General features: G+C 61.1%; 18 protein-coding genes. 16 read left to right on the top strand and 2 right to left on the bottom strand.

The window, feature by feature from the left end:
* Positions 1 to 18: 18 nt before the first annotated feature.
* From pilG to madM, 15 genes are all read left to right on the top strand, one after another.
* Positions 19 to 426: a twitching motility response regulator PilG gene (gene pilG / locus ACN1C3_RS20450; protein ID WP_419117578.1), complete on the top strand. Its 408-nt coding sequence runs from the start codon at positions 19 to 21 to the stop codon at positions 424 to 426.
* Between the two features lie 43 nt (positions 427 to 469).
* Positions 470 to 835 (top strand): twitching motility response regulator PilH, encoded by a 366-nt coding sequence (gene pilH / locus ACN1C3_RS20445; protein WP_419117577.1) that lies wholly within the window; start codon positions 470 to 472, stop codon positions 833 to 835.
* Between the two features lie 10 nt (positions 836 to 845).
* Positions 846 to 1,385, top strand: a complete 540-nt coding sequence (locus ACN1C3_RS20440) for a chemotaxis protein CheW (protein WP_419117576.1) — start codon at positions 846 to 848, stop codon at positions 1,383 to 1,385.
* 68 nt (positions 1,386 to 1,453) lie between these two features.
* A complete protein-coding gene (locus tag ACN1C3_RS20435) occupies positions 1,454 to 3,514 on the top strand; it encodes a methyl-accepting chemotaxis protein (RefSeq protein ID WP_419117575.1) in 2,061 nt (686 codons plus the stop codon).
* Between the two features lie 38 nt (positions 3,515 to 3,552).
* Positions 3,553 to 9,501: an Hpt domain-containing protein gene (locus ACN1C3_RS20430; RefSeq protein ID WP_419117574.1), complete on the top strand. Its 5,949-nt coding sequence runs from the start codon at positions 3,553 to 3,555 to the stop codon at positions 9,499 to 9,501.
* Positions 9,494 to 9,955, top strand: a complete 462-nt coding sequence (locus ACN1C3_RS20425; RefSeq protein WP_419117573.1) for a chemotaxis protein CheW — start codon at positions 9,494 to 9,496, stop codon at positions 9,953 to 9,955. The genes ACN1C3_RS20430 and ACN1C3_RS20425 overlap by 8 nt, the downstream gene beginning before the upstream one ends.
* Before the next feature lie 245 nt (positions 9,956 to 10,200).
* Positions 10,201 to 11,871 (top strand): malonate decarboxylase subunit alpha, encoded by a 1,671-nt coding sequence (gene mdcA, locus ACN1C3_RS20420; RefSeq protein ID WP_419117572.1) that lies wholly within the window; start codon positions 10,201 to 10,203, stop codon positions 11,869 to 11,871.
* Positions 11,871 to 12,746, top strand: a complete 876-nt coding sequence (locus ACN1C3_RS20415; RefSeq protein WP_419117571.1) for a triphosphoribosyl-dephospho-CoA synthase — start codon at positions 11,871 to 11,873, stop codon at positions 12,744 to 12,746. Before mdcA ends, ACN1C3_RS20415 begins: the two co-directional genes overlap by 1 nt.
* A complete protein-coding gene (locus tag ACN1C3_RS20410; RefSeq protein ID WP_419117570.1) occupies positions 12,746 to 13,045 on the top strand; it encodes a malonate decarboxylase subunit delta in 300 nt (99 codons plus the stop codon). Before ACN1C3_RS20415 ends, ACN1C3_RS20410 begins: the two co-directional genes overlap by 1 nt.
* The gene (locus ACN1C3_RS20405; RefSeq protein ID WP_419117569.1) at positions 13,038 to 13,889 is read left to right on the top strand and encodes a biotin-independent malonate decarboxylase subunit beta; all 852 of its coding nucleotides are present in this window, start codon (positions 13,038 to 13,040) and stop codon (positions 13,887 to 13,889) included. Before ACN1C3_RS20410 ends, ACN1C3_RS20405 begins: the two co-directional genes overlap by 8 nt.
* Positions 13,886 to 14,689, top strand: coding sequence for a biotin-independent malonate decarboxylase subunit gamma (gene mdcE / locus ACN1C3_RS20400; RefSeq protein ID WP_419117568.1), 804 nt, complete (start codon positions 13,886 to 13,888; stop codon positions 14,687 to 14,689). The genes ACN1C3_RS20405 and mdcE overlap by 4 nt, the downstream gene beginning before the upstream one ends.
* Before the next feature lie 5 nt (positions 14,690 to 14,694).
* Positions 14,695 to 15,312 carry a malonate decarboxylase holo-ACP synthase gene (locus ACN1C3_RS20395; RefSeq protein WP_419117567.1) on the top strand — a complete coding sequence of 206 codons (618 nt, stop codon included), beginning with the start codon at positions 14,695 to 14,697 and terminating at the stop codon, positions 15,310 to 15,312.
* Positions 15,309 to 16,241, top strand: coding sequence for a malonate decarboxylase subunit epsilon (gene mdcH / locus ACN1C3_RS20390; protein WP_419117566.1), 933 nt, complete (start codon positions 15,309 to 15,311; stop codon positions 16,239 to 16,241). The genes ACN1C3_RS20395 and mdcH overlap by 4 nt, the downstream gene beginning before the upstream one ends.
* A gap of 66 nt (positions 16,242 to 16,307) precedes the next feature.
* The gene (gene madL / locus ACN1C3_RS20385) at positions 16,308 to 16,724 is read left to right on the top strand and encodes a malonate transporter subunit MadL (RefSeq protein ID WP_419117565.1); all 417 of its coding nucleotides are present in this window, start codon (positions 16,308 to 16,310) and stop codon (positions 16,722 to 16,724) included.
* A gap of 1 nt (position 16,725) precedes the next feature.
* A complete protein-coding gene (gene madM / locus ACN1C3_RS20380; protein ID WP_419117564.1) occupies positions 16,726 to 17,490 on the top strand; it encodes a malonate transporter subunit MadM in 765 nt (254 codons plus the stop codon).
* A gap of 154 nt (positions 17,491 to 17,644) precedes the next feature.
* Here madM and ACN1C3_RS20375 read toward each other — a convergent pair whose 3' ends face one another.
* Positions 17,645 to 18,559: a LysR substrate-binding domain-containing protein gene (locus tag ACN1C3_RS20375; protein ID WP_419117563.1), complete on the bottom strand. Its 915-nt coding sequence runs from the start codon at positions 18,557 to 18,559 to the stop codon at positions 17,645 to 17,647.
* A 115-nt stretch (positions 18,560 to 18,674) separates the two neighbouring features.
* Here ACN1C3_RS20375 and trhA point away from each other — a divergent pair, with 115 nt between their 5' ends.
* A complete protein-coding gene (trhA, locus tag ACN1C3_RS20370; protein ID WP_419117562.1) occupies positions 18,675 to 19,292 on the top strand; it encodes a PAQR family membrane homeostasis protein TrhA in 618 nt (205 codons plus the stop codon).
* A gap of 8 nt (positions 19,293 to 19,300) precedes the next feature.
* On the opposite strand, the gene ACN1C3_RS20365 is transcribed toward trhA, so the two are convergent.
* Positions 19,301 to 20,215 carry a LysR family transcriptional regulator gene (locus tag ACN1C3_RS20365; protein WP_419117561.1) on the bottom strand — a complete coding sequence of 305 codons (915 nt, stop codon included), beginning with the start codon at positions 20,213 to 20,215 and terminating at the stop codon, positions 19,301 to 19,303.
* Between the last annotated feature and the right edge of the window lie 47 nt (positions 20,216 to 20,262).

Below are 20,262 nucleotides of genomic sequence, written 5' to 3'. Positions count from 1 at the left end.
GGCGATGGTAGAGCAGATATGGAACAGCATTCCAGCGCCTTGAAGGTCATGGTGATCGACGATTCGAAGACGATTCGTCGTACCGCCGAAACGCTGTTGAGGAACGTGGGTTGTGAAGTGATCACGGCGGTCGATGGTTTCGATGCTCTGGCCAAGATTGCCGACAATCATCCCGGGATCATCTTCGTCGACATCATGATGCCGCGTCTGGATGGCTATCAGACCTGCGCCCTGATCAAGAACAACAGCGCGTTCAAGTCCACACCAGTGATTATGCTGTCCTCCAAGGATGGTCTGTTCGACAAGGCCAAGGGTCGGATCGTCGGCTCTGACCAGTTTTTGACCAAACCCTTTAGCAAGGAAGAACTGCTGAGCGCGATCAAGGCCCATGTGCCGGGGTTCGCCGCAGTAGAACAAGCACATTGACGTCCGGCCAGCGGGCCGCACGCCTATACCAATGGGGAAGACCATGGCACGTATTCTGATCGTCGATGACTCGCCGACTGAAATGTACAAACTGACCGGCATGCTGGAAAAGCACGGTCATGAAGTGTTGAAGGCTGAAAACGGTGCCGACGGCGTGGCATTGGCCCGTCAGGAAAAACCCGACGCAGTCCTGATGGACATCGTCATGCCTGGCCTCAACGGTTTTCAGGCGACTCGCCAGCTGACCAAAGACCCGGAAACCGGGCATATTCCGGTGATTATCATCACCACCAAAGATCAGGAGACCGACAAAGTCTGGGGCACCCGCCAGGGCGCCAAGGATTACCTGACCAAACCTGTGGATGAAGAAACCCTGATCAAGACCTTGAACGCAGTCCTTGCCGGCTGACGGCGGTCGTATGACCGACTCGCAGACGGCTTTCGAACTGTTGCTGGAAATCGACCAGCGCTGTCGTCTGCTGGCGGCGGATTTGCCGTCCCAGGAAACCCGTCTGCAGAGCTGGAGCGGGATCGGCTTTCGTATCGGCCCATGCGGGTACATCGCACCCATGGGCGAAGTCAGCGAGGTCCTGCATGAGCCGCGTTATACCGTGCTGCCTGGGGTGAAGCATTGGGTCAAGGGTGTGGCAAACCTACGCGGACGGTTGCTGCCGATCATGGACCTGTGCGGTTTCTTCGGGTACGAACTGTCGGCGTTGCGCAAACAGCGGCGGGTACTGGTGGTCGAGCACAATGACGTGTTTGCCGGGTTGATGGTCGATGAAGTGTTCGGCATGCAGCACTTTGCGCAGGACAGTCTAGAGTCGGTGTCGGAAAACACGCTTGAAGGCGCGATTGCACCGTTTGTGAAAGGGCAGTTCCAGCGCGAACAACTCTGGCGGGTCTTCAGTCCGTTCGCCCTGGCGCAATCGCCGGGGTTTATGGATGTGGCCCTGTAGGAGCTCCCACAGAGGACTTTGCAAGCCCGATTCCAGGGATTTTGGCAGTACAGGCGGGGGCCTGACCGATGATAAAAGCAAAAACAGGCAAACCATTGGAAGGGTCGCGCAGCCGCTCGCAGATCATCGTGCTGTTTATCGCCCTGATCGTGTTCATCATGCTGCTGTTCGCCAACTTCGCTTACCTCAACACTCAGTCCAATTACGACAAGCAGTACATCGGCCATGCCGGTGAGCTGCGGGTGCTGTCCCAGCGTATCGCCAAGAACGCCACTGAAGCTGCGGCCGGCAAGGCGGCCGCATTCGAGCTGCTGAGTGAGGCGCGCAACGATTTTGCACAACGCTGGGGTTACCTGAAAAAAGGCGATCCAGCCACCGGTCTGCCGGGCGCGCCACCGGCCGTGCGCCCGCAAATGCGTGCGGTGCAACTCGATTGGGAACGCTTGCTGAAGAACACCGACGCGATTATCTCCAGCGAACAGACCGTGCTGTCCCTGCATCAGGTCGCCGCGACGCTGGCCGAGACTGTGCCGCAACTGCAGGTCGAGTACGAAAAAGTCGTGGAGATCCTGCTGCAGCGCGGTGCTCCCGCCGGTCAGGTGGCCATGGCCCAGCGCCAGTCGCTGTTGGCCGAGCGAATTCTCGGAGCGGTGAACACCGTGCTGTCCGGTGACGAAACCGCCGTGCAAGCCGCCGATGCCTTTGGTCGTGATGCGGCGCGCTTTGGCCAAGTGCTCAACGGTATGCTCCAGGGCAATCCAGCGTTGAAAATCAGTCAGGTCGAGGACCAGGACGCCCGCGCACGGCTGACCGAAATCGCCGAGCTGTTCCAGTTCGTCTCAGGCTCGGTGGATGAAATCCTCGAAACCTCGCCCGAACTGTTCAAGGTCCGAGAGTCGGCCAGCAATATTTTCAGTCTGTCGCAAACCCTGCTCGATGAAGCCTCATTGCTGGCCACAGGTTTCGAGAACCTCGCCGGTGGACGCACCACCGCCACCCTCGGTGGTTACGTGCTGGGCTTGCTGGCGCTAATGTCGATCATTCTGATTGGCTTGGTGATGGTCCGCGAAACCAATCGCCAGTTGCGCGAGACGGCCGAGAAGAACGAGCGCAATCAGAACGCGATCATGCGTCTGCTGGATGAAATCGAAGACCTGGCCGATGGCGACCTGACGGTAACCGCCTCGGTCACCGAAGACTTTACCGGCACCATCGCCGACTCCATCAACTACTCGGTCGACCAACTGCGCGACCTGGTGGCAACGATCAACCTCACCGCCGGCCAGGTCGCCGCCGCCGTGCAGGAAACCCAGGCCACGGCGATGCATCTGGCGCAAGCGTCCGAACATCAGGCGCAGCAGATCTCGGAGGCATCGACAGCCATTAATGAAATGGCCCAGTCCATTGACCAGGTGTCGGCCAATGCGGCGGAGTCCTCGGCAGTGGCCGAGCGTTCGGTGGAAATCGCCAACAAGGGCAACGAGGTGGTGCACAACACCATCCACGGCATGGACAACATCCGCGAGCAGATTCAGGACACCGCAAAACGCATCAAGCGCCTGGGCGAGTCCTCTCAGGAAATTGGCGACATTGTCAGCCTGATTGACGACATCGCCGACCAAACCAATATTCTCGCGCTTAACGCGGCCATCCAGGCTTCCATGGCCGGTGACGCCGGACGCGGTTTTGCCGTGGTGGCCGACGAAGTGCAGCGGTTGGCGGAGCGTTCGTCGGCGGCGACCCGGCAGATCGAAACCCTGGTGCGGGCGATCCAGACCGACACCAACGAAGCCGTGATTTCGATGGAGCAAACCACCACCGAAGTGGTGCGCGGCGCCCGACTGGCTCAAGATGCCGGGGTGGCTCTGGAAGAAATCGAAGGCGTGTCGAAAACCCTCGCGGCCTTGATCCAGAGTATCTCCAACGCTGCGCAGCAGCAGACGTCCTCGGCGGGTCAGATCTCCTTGACGATGAACGTGATCCAGCAGATTACTACTCAAACGTCCTCCGGCTCGACCGCCACCGCCGAGAGCATCGGCAACCTGGCGAAAATGGCCAGTCAGCTGCGGCGTTCGGTATCCGGTTTCACCTTACCGGCCGCAACGGAACGGGACGTGGATAACGCTTGATCAGTGCGCGCTGGGTATGAATTTTGACTGGAGTGGTTATGGGTGATCGGCACGACTATGTGGCCCTCGAATGGGTCAAGGGCGAGATTGCCGAAACGCTGAAACAGGCCTTTCTTGCCCTTGACAGCATGGCATTCGACACCTCGGTAGACGACCCGCAGGCGGCGTACGCGATCAGCAAGTGCCTGGCATACATCCATCAGGTTCACGGCAGTTTGCAGATGGTCGAGTTCTACGGCGCGGCCCTGCTCGCCGAAGAAATGGAAAAACTGGCACTGGCCCTGCAGCAAAACCGCGTCAGCCATCGCGATGAAGCGATCCGGCTGTTGCAGCAAGCCCTTGGCCAGTTACCCATCTACCTCGACCGCATACACAGTGCCCGCCGCGATTTGCCCTTGGTGGTATTGCCACTGCTCAACGATCTGCGTAGCGCTCGCGGCGAAAGCCTGTTGTCGGAAACCAGCCTGTTCAGCCCGCAGTTATTGGATTTACCGGTGTTGGACCATGAAGCCCTGGCGCTGCTGGAACCGGCGGATCTGCCGGGTGTGCTGCGCAATTTGCGGCAGATGCTGCAAACGGCGCTGGTCGGATTGCTTCGCGAGCAAGATGACAAAACCAACCTGGGCTATCTGGCCACGGTCTTCACCCGCCTCGAAGGGCTTTGCCGGAACGCACCGTTGAGTCCGTTGTGGCAGGTCGCCTCGGCGCTGGTGGAAGGCATGCTCGCGGGCAGTATCGCCAACAGCCCGGCCTTGCGCAGTTTGCTCAAAGACGCCGACAAGGAACTCAAGCGTTTGCTCGAGCAAGGAATGGCCGGGATCAATCAACCGGCCCCGCCAGAGCTGCTCAAAAGCTTGTTGTTCTATATTGCAAAAGTCGAACACCCCACCGGGCAGATGCAGACCATGAAAGAAAGTTACGGACTCGATGACGCGTTGCCCAACAGCGCTGTGGTCGATGAAGAACGCGCACGTCTGGCCGGTCCGGATCGCGATGCCATGCGTTCGGTACTGGCCGCTCTGTGCGAAGAACTGGTGCGGGTCAAAGAGCGCCTGGACCTGTTCGTGCGCAGCGACCGCCAGCATACCTCCGACCTGGACAGCCTGCTCGCGCCGCTGCGGCAAATCGCCGACACCCTGGCGGTGCTCGGTTTTGGCCAGCCGCGCAAGGTGATCATCGATCAACTGGCAGTGGTCCTGAGCCTGGCCCAAGGGCAGCGTGAACCCAATGACGCGATCCTCATGGACGTGGCCGGGGCCTTGTTGTACGTCGAGGCAACCCTGTCCGGGATGGGCGGTACTGTCGAGCCTGAGAGCCGGGAAGAAAGCCGGCTGCCGACCACCGACCTGACCCAGATCCACCAGTTGGTGATCAAAGAAGCGCATATCTGTTTGCAGCAAGCCAAGGACATGATCGTCGATTACATCGACGCCGCCTGGGATCGTCAGCACTTGCAACCATTGCCGCCATTGCTGACGCAGGTTCGCGGTGCCCTGGCGATGATTCCGCTGAGCCGCGCGGCGAGTCTGCTGGAAGCCTGCAATAGCTTCATTCGCGAGCATTTGCTGGTTGATCAGGCTCAGCCCGACTGGCAGCAACTCGACAACCTGGCCGACGTCATTACCAGCATCGAGTACTACCTTGAACGCTTGAGCGAAGACCCTCAGGCCCCCGGCGATCAATTGCTGGACGTCGCCGAGGAACGCCTGGGCGACTTGGGCTACTTTGCGACCCCGCCGCTGGTGCCGTTGCTCAACGATGTACTTAGCCCGAGCGAAGCCCTGGTGATGCAAGACCTGCAAGCACTGGACAGCCCTGAAGTGGTGCAGTCCCTGGCCGAAGTGCTGGCCAGCCCGGTTTCCGTCCTCAACCCGCCGGCCCTGCATACGCCGGGCAGTTTGCTGCCCCCCCCGGTCGGTGAGGAGCCGGTGGATGACGAGTTATGCGAAGTCTTTCTTGAGGAGACCGACGAGGTCCTCGAGGTGTTGCGCGAATACTTGCCGCAATGGTCGGCCGCCCCCGATAACAAGTCGGCATTGAGCGAGCTGCGTCGGGCCTTCCACACCTTGAAAGGCAGTGGGCGGATGGTCCGTGCGCTGGTGCTCGGCGAGCTGGCCTGGTCGCTGGAAAACCTGCTCAACCGTGTGCTGGAGCGCAGCGTCGAGCCGGGAACGCAGGTACAACAACTGCTGGGTGAGGTGCTGGAGCTGTTGCCTGAACTGATCGACGAGTTTGCCGCCAACGCCCAACGTCAGCGTGATGATGTCGACCGCTTGGCCGCCCGTGCCCATGCGCTGACCAAGGGCGATAAGCCGGCGCCGGACGCCGCTGCGCAAGCATTGGAAGCACTCGATCCGCAGCTACTGGAGATCTTCCGCAACGAAGCTGAAACCCATCTCGACAGCCTCAACCGCTTTCTCGATAAAGCCGCCGAACACCTGCCGTTGCAGGCCAGCGATGAATTGCAGCGTGCGCTGCACACCCTCAAAGGCAGTGCCTACATGGCCGGTGTGTTACCGATCGCCGAATTGGCGAAACCGCTGGATCACCTGACCCGTGAATACAAGGCGCACCAGATTGCGCTGGACCTGGATGAAGTCGAACTGCTGCTCGAAGCGGAAGGTTTATTGCGCCGCAGTGTGAAGCAGCTCAAGACCGACCCGCTTGCCGAGATCAGCGGCGCGCAGTCGTTGATAGAACGTACCCAGACGCTACTCGCTGAACGCCTGGAAGCCATCCTCAACTCGCCGAACAGGGGCCTGCGGATCAAACGTGATCCGCAATTGATCAGCAATTTCCTCGCCCAGGGCATGGACATCCTGCTTGATGCTGAAAACCTGTTGCGCCGCTGGCAGCAACACCCGGGTGAGCGTCAGGAACTCAGTGCGCTGCTGGATGAACTGACCACCTTGGGTGAGGGCGCGCATCTGGCCGACCTGCATCCGGTCGATGAGCTATGCGAAGCCTTGCTCGACCTGTATGGCGCGGTGGAAGAGAGCAGCCTGGCGGTCAGCGAGCGGTTTTTCCATGAGGCCGACTGCGCCCATGAAGCCTTGATCAGCATGCTTGATCAACTGGCCGCGGGCCAGGAAGTCAGCCCGCAGCCTGCGCGTGTGAAGGCCTTGCGCGAGTTGCTCAATCAAAGCCTCGACCCATCGGCCATGGGGCTGATCAGGAGCGACGGCAGTCGCACGCTGAGCATCACTGAACTGAGCGCCGCCACCACCGAATTGGAGCAGGCGCCGGCTGCTCTGGATCTGGATGATGAAATCGTCTCGATCTTTCTCGAAGAGGCGGTGGATATCCTCGAAAGCGCCGGGCAAGCCTTGCAGCGTTGGCTCGACGACCCCGACAACGCCACGCCATTGCTGTCGTTGCAGCGCGACCTGCACACCCTCAAGGGCGGCGCGCGGATGGCCGAAGTCGGGCCGGTCGGTGATCTGGCCCATGAACTGGAAAGCCTCTACGAAGGCTTGGTCGACCGCCGCTACAACCACTCCAGCGAGCTGGCGCAACTGCTGCAACACAGCCATGACCGCCTGGCCGTGTTGCTGGATCAACTGCACCATCAACAGCCGCTGAGCGACCCGAGTGCGCTGATCGAAGCGATTCGCGAGTTCCGTCAGAGCAGCGGTGTGAACGCTGAAGTGGTCGAAGCCGTGGCCCAGCCAGACTCGGCCGGCCACGACCCCGAATTACTCGACATCTTCCTTGAGGAAGGTTTCGACATCATCGACAGTTCCGGCGCCGCGCTGTTGCGCTGGCAGGCCGAGCCGCAAAACCGTCAGGAAGTGGAAACTCTGCTGCGCGATTTGCACACCCTCAAGGGCGGTGCGCGGATGGTCGAAATCGGACCGATTGGCGACCTGGCCCATGAGCTGGAGTTTCTTTATGAAGGCTTGTCGGCCGGATTGCTGCAACCGACGGCGCCGTTGTTCGCGTTGTTGCAAAGCAGTCATGACCAGCTTGCCCACATGCTGGATGCCGCACGGGCAGGCAAACAGGTGGTGCCGGCCGAGACGTTGATCGAGGCGATCAGAGACTTCACGCATCCTGCTGTGGACGATTCACAGTCGCAGACGCTACCTGAGGCCACGCCGCAAACCCCGGCCAAAGCCGAGTCGCCCGCGATACAGCCCGAAGCCGCTGGTGACATGGTCAAGGTCTCGGCCGAGCTGCTGGATGATCTGGTCAATCTGGCCGGGGAAACCTCGATCTTCCGTGGACGTATCGAACAGCAAGTCAACGACGCCCGGGTGGCCCTGAGCGAGATGGAAACCACCATCGAACGGATGCGCGACCAGTTGCGCCGTCTGGACACCGAAACCCAGGGGCGGATTCTCAGCCGTCAGCAAGTCGAGGCCGAACGCCTGGGCTATGAAGAATTCGACCCACTGGAAATGGACCGTCACTCGCAGTTGCAGCAGCTGTCGCGGGCCTTGTTCGAGTCGGCGTCTGACCTGCTCGACCTCAAGGAAACCCTCGACCGTAGCAACCATGACGCAGAAAACCTGCTGCAACAGCAGGGTCGGATCAACACCGAATTGCAGGAAGGCCTGATGCGTACGCGCATGGTGCCGTTCGAACGCCTGGTGCCGCGCCTGAAGCGGATCGTCCGGCAGGTCGCCAGCGAGCTGGGCAAAGACGTCGAATTCATTGTGGGTAACGCTCAAGGCGAGATGGACCGCAACGTGCTCGAACGCATGGTCGCGCCGCTGGAACACATGCTGCGCAATGCCGTCGACCATGGTCTGGAATCCGCCGAGGTGCGCCGTGCCGTCGGCAAACCGGAGCAAGGCCGGATCACCCTGGACCTGGCTCACGAGGGCGGCGACATCATCTTTGATATCCGCGATGACGGCGCTGGGGTGCCTCTGGATGCCGTGCGGCGCAAGGCGATCAAACGTGGGCTGCTCGACCCGGATCTCGAGATCAGCGACCACGATGTGCTGCAGTTCATCCTGCAACCGGGTTTTTCCACCGCCGAAAAAATCACCCAGATCTCCGGGCGCGGCGTCGGCATGGACGTGGTCCACGAAGAAGTCCGGCAACTGGGCGGCAGCATGAGCATCGACTCGATCCCGGGGCAGGGCGTGCACTTTCGCATTCGTCTACCGTTCACGGTGTCGGTCAACCGCGCATTGATGGTGCAGTGTTTTGAAGACCAGTACGCGATTCCACTGAACACCATCGAAGGCATCGTTCGCGTGCTGCCCAACGAACTCGACGCTTACTACCAACTCGAACCGCCGCTCTACGAATACGCCGGGCAACGCTATGAACTGTGTTACCTCGGCGAGCTGCTACAGACGGCGGTCAAGCCGAAGCTGCTCGGCCAGAGCCTGCCGTTGCCGGTGCTGCTGGTGCATTGCAATGAGCGCCGAATTGCGGTGCAAGTCGATGCCATGGCCGGCACCCGGGAAATCGTGGTGAAAAGCCTCGGCCCACAGTTTGCTGCGGTGCAGGGCTTGTCCGGCGCGACCATCCTCGGCGATGGCCGGGTGGTGCTGATTCTCGATTTACTGGCACACATCCGCGCCATGCAGACGCGTTTGCCGAAACCGCGTCTTGCCCATGGCGACGAGTCGCCTGCGGTCGACGCCGAGCCACTTCGGCCGCTGCTGGTCATGGTGGTCGATGACTCGGTCACCGTGCGTAAGGTCACCAGCCGTCTGCTTGAACGCCACGGCATGAACGTGCTGACCGCCAAGGACGGCGTCGACGCCATGGCGCTGCTGGAAGAACACACCCCGGACCTGATGCTGCTGGACATCGAAATGCCGCGCATGGACGGTTTCGAAGTGGCGATGCAGGTTCGCAGCGATCCGCGTCTGCAACACCTGCCGATCATCATGATCACCTCGCGCACCGGCCAAAAACACCGCGACCGGGCCATGGCCCTCGGCGTCAACGACTACCTCGGCAAGCCGTATCAGGAATCGGTCCTGCTGGAGAGCATCGCCCTTTGGAGCAAACCCCATGCTTGATCACCGCACCAGCAACCTCACCGGGCTGCTGCTGCCCCTGGCCGACCGCAACCTGATCCTGCCCAACGTCGCCATCGCTGAACTGATCGACTACCAACCCGGCACCTTCGACTTCGACTCGCCACCCTGGTACCTGGGCCTGGTGACCTGGCGCGACCGACAGATCCCGCTGCTCAGCTTCGAATCCGCCTGCGGCAGCAACGCCGTGATCGGCGACCGCGCACGCATCGTCGTACTCAACGCCCTGGGCGGCCGCCCGCAACTCAAATTCATCGCCTTGCTGGTGCAGGGAATTCCCCGCTCCTACAAACTCGACAGCCAGTTGAGCTATGTCGACGTACCGCTCTGCCCACTGGAAAAAGCCGCCGTGCAAATCGCCGAGCAAGTGGCCAAAGTGCCGGACTTGCTGGGGTTGGAAGAATTGTTGGTGGGGGCGGGGTTGGTTCGGGGGTGATCTTGGGATCGCCATCGCGAGCAAGCTCGCTCCCACAGGGGATTTGCGTCGATCACAGATCCAATGTGGGAGCGAGCTTGCTCGCGATGACAGTTGAACAGTCGACACAGACCTCTAGATCGGACCGATCCATTGTGGCGGGTTGATTCATTACCCTAACCGTAACGATCCGTCTCTGTGCTTGATTGATGCTCCCATCATTCGCTCCTAAGGTAGCTCCACGACAGCGAACCCGTGGAGTGAGCATGACAACAATAATATCCCCCGACTCGCGCTGGACGCGGCGGCGCAGCGAGAAGCAGCGTCGCCTCGAACTGGTGCGGGGTCTCGCCGATGGTGTGGTGTTGCCGACCGACAAGATTGTCGCGGCGCTGGAGGCGTTGATTCTGCCCGGCGACCGGGTGGTGCTTGAAGGCAATAACCAGAAACAGGCGGATTTCCTTTCCCGCTCCCTGGCCAAGGCCGACCCGGCAAAGTTGCATGATTTGCACATGATCATGCCCAGCGTCGGCCGGTCCGAGCATCTGGACTTGTTCGAACGCGGCATCGCCCGCAAGCTGGATTTCTCCTTTGCCGGCACCCAAAGCTTGCGCATCAGCCAGTTGCTGGAAGACGGCCTCCTGGAAATCGGCGCGATTCACACCTACATCGAACTCTATGCACGGCTGGTGGTGGACCTGATTCCCAACGTGGTGCTCTCGGCCGGTTTTATGGCCGACCGCGCGGGCAACATCTACACCGGGCCGAGCACCGAAGACACTCCAGCGCTGATCGAACCGGCAGCCTTCAGCGATGGCATCGTGATCGTCCAGGTCAACCAGTTGGTGGATGACGTCAGCGAGCTGCCGCGCGTGGATATTCCCGCCTCATGGGTCGATTTCGTGGTGGTGGCCGACAAACCGTTCTACATCGAACCGCTGTTCACCCGTGACCCACGGCACATCAAACCGGTGCACGTGTTGATGGCGATGATGGCGATCCGTGGCATCTACGAGAAGCACAACGTTCAGTCCCTCAACCACGGCATTGGCTTCAACACCGCGGCCATCGAGCTGATTCTGCCGACCTACGGCGAGTCCCTCGGGCTCAAGGGTAAGATCTGCCGCAACTGGACCCTCAACCCCCATCCAACCCTGATTCCGGCCATCGAAAGTGGCTGGGTCGAGAGCGTGCATTGTTTCGGCACTGAGCTGGGGATGGAAAACTACATCGCTGCGCGACCGGACGTGTTCTTCACCGGGCGCGACGGTTCGCTGCGTTCGAACCGGATGTTCTGCCAGCTGGCCGGGCAATACGCAGTGGACCTGTTTATCGGCGCGACCTTGCAGGTCGATGGCGATGGACATTCCTCGACCGTTACCCGTGGGCGTCTGGCCGGTTTCGGCGGTGCGCCGAACATGGGCCATGACCCGCGCGGTCGTCGTCACGGCACGCCGGCCTGGCTGGACATGCGCCACGACGATGCTCCGGAAGCCTTGCTCGAGCGCGGCAAGAAACTCGTGGTGCAGATGGTCGAGACCTTTCAGGAAGGCGGAAAACCGACCTTCGTCGAGACGCTGGATGCGGTCGAGGTGGCGAAGAAAAGCGGCATGCCGCTGGCGCCAATCATGATTTACGGCGACGACGTCACCCACTTGCTCACCGAAGAAGGCATCGCCTACCTGTACAAGGCCCGCTCCCTGGAAGAACGCCAGGCGATGATCGCCGCAGTAGCCGGGGTGACCGTCATCGGTCTGCGGCATAACCCGAAAGACACCGCTCGCATGCGCCGTGAAGGGTTGATCGCGCTGCCGGAAGACCTCGGCATCCGTCGCACCGACGCCACCCGCGAATTGCTCGCGGCCAAAAGCGTCGCCGATCTGGTGGAGTGGTCGGGTGGCTTGTACAACCCGCCCGCCAAGTTCAGGAGCTGGTAATGCACGCATTCAACCTGCAACCCCAAACCCTCTCGCTGGCCGAACGGCTGGCGGATCTGGCGGTGGACGCCTTGATCGACGAAGCCGACCTGTCGCCGAAACCGGCGCTGGTGGACCGTCGTGGCAATGGCGCCCACAGCGATTTGCACCTGGGGCTGATGCACGCTTCGGCGTTGTCGTTGTGGTCGGCGTTCAAGGAAATGGCCGAAGCAGCGCTTGAGTTTGGCGAAGTCGGTCTGCCGTTACGCGAAGCCCTCGGGCGTATTGGCCGCGACGGCGAACAAGCGATGCTCGCCACCACCAATGGCGTGAACACCCATCGCGGTGCGATCTGGGCCCTGGGTCTGTTGGTCGCCGCTGCTGCACTGGAATCTCAATCCAGTACCGCTGGCGCCGTGACCTTGCGCGCCGCACGACTGGCTTTACTCAACGACCGTTATGCCCCGCAGCCGCTGAGCCATGGTGCCCAAGTCGCCCAACGCTACGGCGCTCGCGGAGCCCGTGAAGAAGCCCAACTCGGCTTCCCGGCCGTGATTCAGCGCGCTCTGCCGCAACTCAAACGCAGTCGTGCCGATGGCCATGGCGAACAGAACGCCCGGCTCGATGCCTTGCTGGCGATCATGACCACGCTGGCCGACACTTGCGTGCTCTATCGCGCAGGCGAAGCGGGTTTGCAGGCCATGCAACGGGGCGCGCAAGCGGTGCTCGACGCCGGTGGCAGCGCGAGCCTTGGCGGGCGTCGTCGCCTGCATGAGTTGGACCAACACTTATTGGCGTTGAACGCCTCGCCCGGCGGCGCTGCGGATTTGCTCGCGGCTTGCTTGTTTATTGATCGTATAGAGTCCGGCGACGGCTTCATCCAGGGAGCATTTTGATGGAAACCTTATCCTTTGAATTCCCCGCCGGGCAGCCGGCCAGGGGCAGGGCGCTGGTGGGCTGTGTCGGTTCCGGTGATCTGGAAGTGCTGATGGAGCCGGGTCAGGCCGGCAAGCTGATGATCCAGGTGCAGACCTCGGTCAACGGCAGTGCGCAACGCTGGCAGCATCTGTTCGAGCGGATGTTCGACGAATCGACGCCACCGGCGTTGTTGATCGATATCCATGATTTCGGCGCTACGCCGGGTGTGGTTCGCCTGCGTCTGGAACAAGGCTTCGAGGAGATCGGTCATGACTGATAGCACAGCCTTGCTCAACAAACACAGCTTCGTCGAACTCGGTGCTCGCCAGCGGGCGAAAGCCTTGCTCGACGCCGGTAGCTTTCGCGAATTACTCGACCCGTTCCAACGTGTCATGTCGCCCTGGTTGTCCCGTCAGGGTGTGGTGCCGCAAGCCGACGACGGCGTGGTCATCGCCAAGGGCAGCATCGGCGGTTTGCCGGTGGTGATCGCGGCCATCGAAGGCGCTTTTCAAGGCGGCAGCCTGGGCGAAGTCGGCGGGGCGAAAATCGCCGGAGCGCTGGAACTGGCGGCCGAAGACAACCGCAAAGGCATCGCCACCCGTGCCGTGTTGCTGCTGGAAACCGGTGGCGTGCGCTTGCAGGAAGCCAACCTCGGGCTGGCGGCGATTGCCGACATCCATGCGGCGATTGTCGACCTTCGCCAATACCAGCCAGTGATCGGCGTGGTGGCCGGCAGTGTCGGTTGCTTTGGTGGGATGTCGATTGCCGCCGGGTTGTGCAGTTATCTGCTGGTCACTCAGGAAGCACGCCTGGGCCTCAACGGCCCGCAAGTGATCGAGCAGGAAGCAGGGCTTGAGGAATATGACTCCCGCGATCGGCCCTTCATCTGGAGCCTGACCGGCGGCGAACAGCGTTTCGCCAGTGGTTTGGTGGACCGTTATGTGGCCGACGACGTGGCGCAGATTCAGCAGCAGGTCAGCGAGCTGCTTCAACAGGGTTTGCCGAGCGAACAACGCAGCCGTCAGGCCGAGCTGTTCCTGCAACGCTTGGCCCGTCTGGATGCCGAGCCGCAAATCGAACCGGCGACGGTTCGCGATCTGTACCAAGGAGCGCGCTCATGAGTACTTTTTCCCTGAGAGGCTTGCAGTGGTTCCAGGCCTTGAGCGCTGGCGCTACGCCCGTGAGCGGATTGCCCGCTTCGTTGAAAGTCGCCGATGGTCTGCTGGGTGAACAACCGGTGCGTTTTCTCGCCGTGGTGGCGGACCCGGATAACCGCTTCGTCCGCGCCCGTAACGGTGAGGTCGGCTTGCTGGAAGGCTGGGGTCTGGCCAAAGCGGTGGATGAAGTCATAGAGGCTGATCGCAACAAGCCGCACAAACGCGCCTTGATCGCCATCGTCGATGTGCCGAGTCAGGCGTATGGCCGGCGCGAGGAGGCGCTGGGCATTCATCAGGCATTGGCGGGCGCCGTGGACAGTTATGCTCGGGCGCGACTGGCCGGGCATGCGGTGATCGGTTTGTTGGTGGGCAAGGCCATGTCCGGGGCGTTTCTGGCTCATGGTTATCAAGCTAATCGGCTGATCGCTTTGCGCGACCCTGGTGTGATGGTGCACGCCATGGGCAAAGCTTCGGCGGCGCGGGTGACGTTGCGCAGTGTCGAAGAGCTCGAAGCGTTGGCTGCCAGCGTGCCGCCGATGGCGTATGACATCGACAGCTTTGCCAGCCTTGGCTTGCTGTGGGAGACCCTTGAGGTCAGCCAGATCGAACAGCCGACCGTGAGCGACTTGGCGCGAGTGAACGACTGTCTGGCTCAGGCGATTCAAGAGGTCGACGCCCGTGGTCATGATTTGAGCAGTCGTTTGGGTGCCAGCAATCGAGCCGCGTCGAGCAAGGTTCGCCAGCTGTTGCGCGAGCAGTGGTGAGCGACGTGACTGTGCTGCTTGCACATGACCTGCTCTGGGGCCTGACGCCAGAGCACTTACCTGCCGATGCTCCGGCCTGGGTGATTGAGGCCATGGGCGAAGGTCACCCGGTTGTGGTGCGGCGCGCGTTGACGGCTGCTGACCAGATCGCCGTCGGGGTGCGCGGGCGTTTGCGTGAGCAACGTTACGCTACGTTGATGGCGGTCACGGCGATCCAGCGCCGAGTGCGGCCTGAGGAGCTTTGTCATGTCGAGTCGGATCGGGATTGGCCGGCATTGCAGGCCTTGGCTCAACTGCGTCCATTGCTCGACGATTGCGGCTTGAGCTGGGGTGTCAGCGGTAGTGCCGGGTTTGAATTGGCCAGCGGCGTTGAAGCCCTGCATCAGCACAGCGATCTCGATCTGATTCTGCGAACTGCACAGCCGTTGGGTCGTGTTCAGGCACTGGAATTATTAAAGCAATTGGACGCCGCCATTTGCCCGGTGGACCTGCAATTGCAAACGCCCAACGGCGCCGTCGCATTGCGCGAATGGGCCGGTTCGGCGCAGCGTGTGTTGCTCAAAAGCGCCAGCGGTGTGCGGTTGGTGATGGATCCTTGGCAGGCGTTGGAGCAGGCAGCGTGAGCAGCTTGTTCGTGTTCCCGGGCCAAGGCGCGCAACAGCCGGGCATGCTTCATCGTCTGCCGCAAAACACGGTGGTTGAAGCCTGCTTGAAAGAGGCGAGCGAGATGCTGGGCGAGGATGTTTTGCAGTTGGATTCAGCCCAGTCTCTGGCCTCGACCCGTGGGGTTCAGCTCTGTCTGCTGATCGCTGGGGTCGCGGGCTCGCGTTTGCTGTTGCAGCAAGCGCCGGCGCCGGACTATGTGGCCGGGCTGTCCATCGGCGCCTATCCGGCGGCGGTGGTGGCCGGTGCGTTGGCTTTCAGCGATGCGCTGCGTCTGGTCAGCCTGCGCGGTGAGTTGATGCAGCAGGCTTATCCTCAGGGTTATGGCATGACCGCGATTATCGGTCTGGATCTGGCGACGGTAGAGGGGTTGTTGGCGCAGGTTCACAGCGCGCAAACGCCGGTCTACCTGGCCAATATCAATGCCGATAACCAAGTCGTCATCGCTGGCAGCGACGCGGCAATGAAAGCGGTCGCCGAGTTGGCTCGCGTTCGCGGTGCCGGTTTGGCAAAACGGTTGGCGGTCAGCGTTCCATCCCATTGTCCGTTGCTTGCGCAACCCGCCGAGGTGCTGGCGCAAGCCTTTGCCCAGGTGCCGTTGCAGGTTCCAGTGTTGGGTTACCTGAGTGGCAGTCGCGCCCGGCCGATTCGTACGGTCGAGCCACTGCGTGATGACCTGGCCTACAACATGTGCCGGGTTGTCGACTGGCGCGGCACGGTGCAAAGCGCTTACGAGCGCGGTGTCCGTTTACACATTGAACTGCCGCCGGGTGCGGTGCTCACCGGGCTGGCGCGCCGGGTGTTCGAACAAGGCACGGCCATCGCTTTCGACGGCGCACGCCTGGACACCTTGCAAGCGCTGTTGCGTGAGGAGGGAGTCGAGCCCTAGACACCGACTCAGGCTTGCGAAGGACAAAAACAACAACTTCGACGATGCACTTTGAGGACAACAATAATGATTATTTACGGTGTGGCGCTGTTGGCGATTTGTACGCTGGCAGGGGTGATTCTGGGTGACATGCTCGGCGTGTTACTGGGAGTGAAATCGAACGTCGGCGGGGTGGGCATCGCCATGATCCTGTTGATCTGTGCGCGCTTGTGGATGCAAAGGCACGGCGGCATGACCAAGGATTGCGAGATGGGCGTCGGCTTTTGGGGCGCCATGTACATTCCGGTGGTGGTGGCCATGGCTGCGCAACAAAACGTGGTGACCGCGCTGCACGGTGGCCCGGTGGCGGTGCTGGCGGCGATCGGTTCGGTGGTGATTTGCGGTTGCACCATTGCCTTGATCAGTCGGACTCACAAAGGCGAGCCACTGCCGGACGAACCGGTCGATATTGTGCCGCCCGCCGCTACCGTTGGGGGACGCTGATATGTGGAATCTCATTGAACAGGGGCTGGAACATAACGGTCTGGTCACGGCGTTCGCTTTCGTCGGTGTGATCATGTGGATCTCCGTAGTGCTGTCCAAGCGCCTGACCTTCGGCCGGATTCACGGCTCGGCGATTGCCATCGTCATCGGGCTGGTATTGGCCTGGGTCGGCGGCACCATCACCGGCGGACAAAAAGGTCTGGCGGATATGGCGCTGTTTTCCGGCATCGGTCTGATGGGTGGCGCGATGCTGCGGGACTTCGCGATTGTCGCCACGGCGTTTGAGGTGCAGGCCACTGAAGCGCGCAAAGCGGGACTGGTCGGGGCCATCGCGCTGCTGCTGGGCACGGTGTTGCCATTTATCGTCGGGGCGAGTATCGCCTGGGTGTTCGGTTATCGCGATGCGATCAGCATGACCACCATCGGTGCCGGCGCGGTGACGTACATCGTCGGCCCGGTTACGGGGGCGGCGATTGGTGCGAGTTCCGATGTGGTGGCGCTGTCCATCGCTACCGGACTGATCAAGGCGATCATGGTGATGGTCGGCACACCATTGGCCGCCCGCTGGATGGGCCTTGATAACCCGCGCTCGGCGATGGTCTTCGGTGGTTTGGCCGGTACCGTCAGCGGTGTGACGGCGGGGCTGGCGGCGACAGATCGGCGGCTGGTGCCCTATGGCGCGCTGACGGCGACTTTCCATACCGGGCTGGGTTGTTTGCTTGGGCCTTCGTTGTTGTATTTCATTGTGCGGGGGATAGTGGGGTAAGTCCGGAATTTGTGTTGAATGTTCCTCAGTCATCGCGAGCAAGCCCGCTCCCACACTTGATCAAGGTGAGCCCATTTTTCGGGCCCGACGCAGGTCTAATGTGGGAGCGGGCTTGCTCCGGGCGGCGTTCCGACGATGCAGACGACGCGGTGTATCAGGCATGTCGGTTGGCATACATCCGACACTCAGCCAACAGCGCCAACAAGTTCGGATCGCGCTCCTTGGCCTTGAGAAACACCACGCCAATATGCTGTTGCAGGCGATAGCGTTCCTGCAGCGGAATCAGCTTCACCCGATTCTCATACACCGCAGCAATCCGCCCCGGCAGCAAGGCATAACCAACCCCTGAACTGACCATGCTCAGCAGGGTGAAGATGTCGTTGACCTGCATCGCCACCTTCGGCTCGAAGCCTGCCTGCTTGAACACCCGATTACCGTCCTGGTGGGTGGCGAAGCCTTGGGTCAGGGTAATAAACGTCGCGTCGCGCACATCACTCAGATCGACTTCCGCTTGCTGCGCGAACGGCGAGTCGGCCGGTGTGGCAAGGAAGATATCGTCGGAGAACAGATGGATCTGCTCGCAGTCCGGGTCGTTCACACTGTCGTCGAGAGACACCAGAATCGCGTCGACTTCCATGTTTTTGAGCTTGTACAACAGGTCGATGTTCGAGCCGAGAATCAGGTCGATGTTCAGCTCACTGCGACGGATTTTCAGGCCCATGATCAGCTGCGGTACAGTCTTCACCGTCAGCGAATACAGCGAGCCAAGCTTGAAACGCTCAGCCGAGAATCCGGCAGCTTCGCGGGTCAATCGCACGGTTTCGACCACGTCCTGGATCAGCTTTTGCGCCCGTTCTTCCAGCACATAAGCACTCTCCAGCGGCGTCAGGTTGCGCCCTTCATGCTTGAACAGCGGGCAACGCAGCGCGCTTTCCAGTGAGTGAATCGCCCGGTGCACGCTGACGTTGCTGGTCTGCAACTCAGCCGCCGCTCGCGCCAGATTGCCGGTGCGCATGAAGGCCAGGAACACCTCGAGCTTTTTCAGGGTCAACTCTTCATCGATCAACATGGCGCGGACTCTTATTCGAATGGTTTGATTGTGCCCAACTGGCTTGAGCCTGGCTCGCGCTTTCGCGGGGAATGTGTGTATACGATGTTGTAACGAATTTCGAGGGGTGTGATGCATGTATCACGGGGAAAGATTCAACGCTTGGACGCATTTGGTTGGGGCAGTCGCGGCGTGTGTCGGGGTGGTCTGGTTGTTGGTGATTGCCAGCCTGGACGGGAGTCCCTGGAAGATTGTCAGCGTGGCGATTTATGGTTTCACCTTGCTGGTGCTGTACTGCGCCTCGACGGTGTATCACAGCGTGCGAGGGCGCAAGAAAGCGATCATGCAAAAGGTCGATCACTTTTCGATCTACCTGCTGATCGCCGGGAGTTACACGCCGTTCTGTCTGGTCACGTTGCGCGGCCCGTGGGGTTGGACCTTGTTTGGGATTGTCTGGGGCCTGGCGATCATCGGCATCCTGCAAGAGATCAAACCGCGCTCCGAGGCGCGGGTCCTGTCGATCGTGATTTACGCGGTGATGGGCTGGATCGTGCTGGTGGCGGTCAAACCGTTGCTGGCAGGGCTGGGTACGGTTGGTTTCGCCTGGCTGGCGTCGGGCGGTGTGTTGTACACCGTGGGCATCATCTTCTTCGCCCTCGACAGCCGGCTGCGCCATGCCCATGGGATCTGGCATTTGTTTGTGATCGCCGGGAGCCTGCTGCACTTTGTGGCGATTCTGTTTTATGTGTTGTGACGCTGCGATCAACCCCGATCCATCAACCGATCCAACTGCTCCTGAGCGCGACTGCTGAAAATTTCCAGCAGGTTGCTCAAGGTATGCGCAGGCGCTTCATCGGCGCGGGTCATGGCGTACAGGGTGATCGGCAGCGCCGGCGCCAGCGGTCGAATGGCAGTGGTGGCCGGCGAGGCGCCGAGGGCGGTGAACGGATCGATCACTGCCAGCCCCGCGCCCGATTCGACCATGGCCCGGGCCAATGAATAGGTCTGCACAGCAATGCTGACACGTGGCGGCGGTTCGACGGCTTTCAGATAGCTGTCGAGTTTTGCCGATAACGGGTCGGCGCTGGACAGACCAATCAACGGCGCATCGGCCAGTTCCATCAATGGCAAGGGTTTGCCCTTGCTCTCCTCAGGCCAGTAACCGATGGGCGCCAACACCACCAGCACACCGTGAGCCAAAGCCTGGGCTTTAAGCCCTGGATGATCCGGCTGCTGGAGGCTGAGGGCGACATCGATTTCGCGCATCAGCAGGTTCTTCACCAGCTCGCGGCTGTGGGCGCTGGACAGCTCGCAGACGATGTCCGGGTAACGTCGGGTCCATTCGCTGATGGTCGGCGGCAACAGTGACAGGGCCAGTGCCGGTGTGGCGCCAATACGCAGGCTTTGACCCGGTTTACGGCGCAGGCTCTGGGCCAAACGGCGCACGCCTTGCAGGCTTTCGCTGACCTTGTCGACCTCGCGTTCCAGCTCCAGCGCCTCGGGCGTGGCGTGCAATTTGCCGCGTACTCGCAGGAACAATGGGAAGCCCAACTGCAGCTCGGCATGCTGCAGAACCTTGGTCACCGCCGGTTGCGAAACGTGCAGCAGTTGCGCCGCGCCGCTGACCGAGCCGGTCTGGCGGATGGCCTGGAAAATCTCGATATGTCGCAGTCGCATGGCAAGTCCATAACCTTTGTTTATGGTTGCCGTATCTTTATTCATTG

This window comes from Pseudomonas sp. H11T01 (assembly GCF_048515765.1).
GTDB lineage: Bacteria > Pseudomonadota > Gammaproteobacteria > Pseudomonadales > Pseudomonadaceae > Aquipseudomonas.
This window is presented reverse-complemented; position numbering and strand designations above follow the sequence as displayed.

Excerpts from the sequence above, each read along its gene's own strand:
- trhA (WP_419117562.1), top strand. The coding sequence starts at position 18,675 with ATGTATCACGGGGAAAGATTCAACGCTTGGACGCATTTGGTTGGGGCA.
- ACN1C3_RS20405 (WP_419117569.1), top strand. The coding sequence starts at position 13,038 with ATGACTGATAGCACAGCCTTGCTCAACAAACACAGCTTCGTCGAACTC.
- ACN1C3_RS20375 (WP_419117563.1), bottom strand. The coding sequence starts at position 18,559 with ATGTTGATCGATGAAGAGTTGACCCTGAAAAAGCTCGAGGTGTTCCTG.
- madM (WP_419117564.1), top strand. The coding sequence starts at position 16,726 with ATGTGGAATCTCATTGAACAGGGGCTGGAACATAACGGTCTGGTCACG.
- ACN1C3_RS20365 (WP_419117561.1), bottom strand. The coding sequence starts at position 20,215 with ATGCGACTGCGACATATCGAGATTTTCCAGGCCATCCGCCAGACCGGC.
- ACN1C3_RS20430 (WP_419117574.1), top strand. The coding sequence starts at position 3,553 with ATGGGTGATCGGCACGACTATGTGGCCCTCGAATGGGTCAAGGGCGAG.
- ACN1C3_RS20425 (WP_419117573.1), top strand. The coding sequence starts at position 9,494 with ATGCTTGATCACCGCACCAGCAACCTCACCGGGCTGCTGCTGCCCCTG.
- ACN1C3_RS20440 (WP_419117576.1), top strand. The coding sequence starts at position 846 with ATGACCGACTCGCAGACGGCTTTCGAACTGTTGCTGGAAATCGACCAG.
- ACN1C3_RS20435 (WP_419117575.1), top strand. The coding sequence starts at position 1,454 with ATGATAAAAGCAAAAACAGGCAAACCATTGGAAGGGTCGCGCAGCCGC.
- mdcA (WP_419117572.1), top strand. The coding sequence starts at position 10,201 with ATGACAACAATAATATCCCCCGACTCGCGCTGGACGCGGCGGCGCAGC.
- ACN1C3_RS20410 (WP_419117570.1), top strand. The coding sequence starts at position 12,746 with ATGGAAACCTTATCCTTTGAATTCCCCGCCGGGCAGCCGGCCAGGGGC.
- mdcE (WP_419117568.1), top strand. The coding sequence starts at position 13,886 with ATGAGTACTTTTTCCCTGAGAGGCTTGCAGTGGTTCCAGGCCTTGAGC.
- pilG (WP_419117578.1), top strand. The coding sequence starts at position 19 with ATGGAACAGCATTCCAGCGCCTTGAAGGTCATGGTGATCGACGATTCG.
- madL (WP_419117565.1), top strand. The coding sequence starts at position 16,308 with ATGATTATTTACGGTGTGGCGCTGTTGGCGATTTGTACGCTGGCAGGG.
- ACN1C3_RS20415 (WP_419117571.1), top strand. The coding sequence starts at position 11,871 with ATGCACGCATTCAACCTGCAACCCCAAACCCTCTCGCTGGCCGAACGG.
- pilH (WP_419117577.1), top strand. The coding sequence starts at position 470 with ATGGCACGTATTCTGATCGTCGATGACTCGCCGACTGAAATGTACAAA.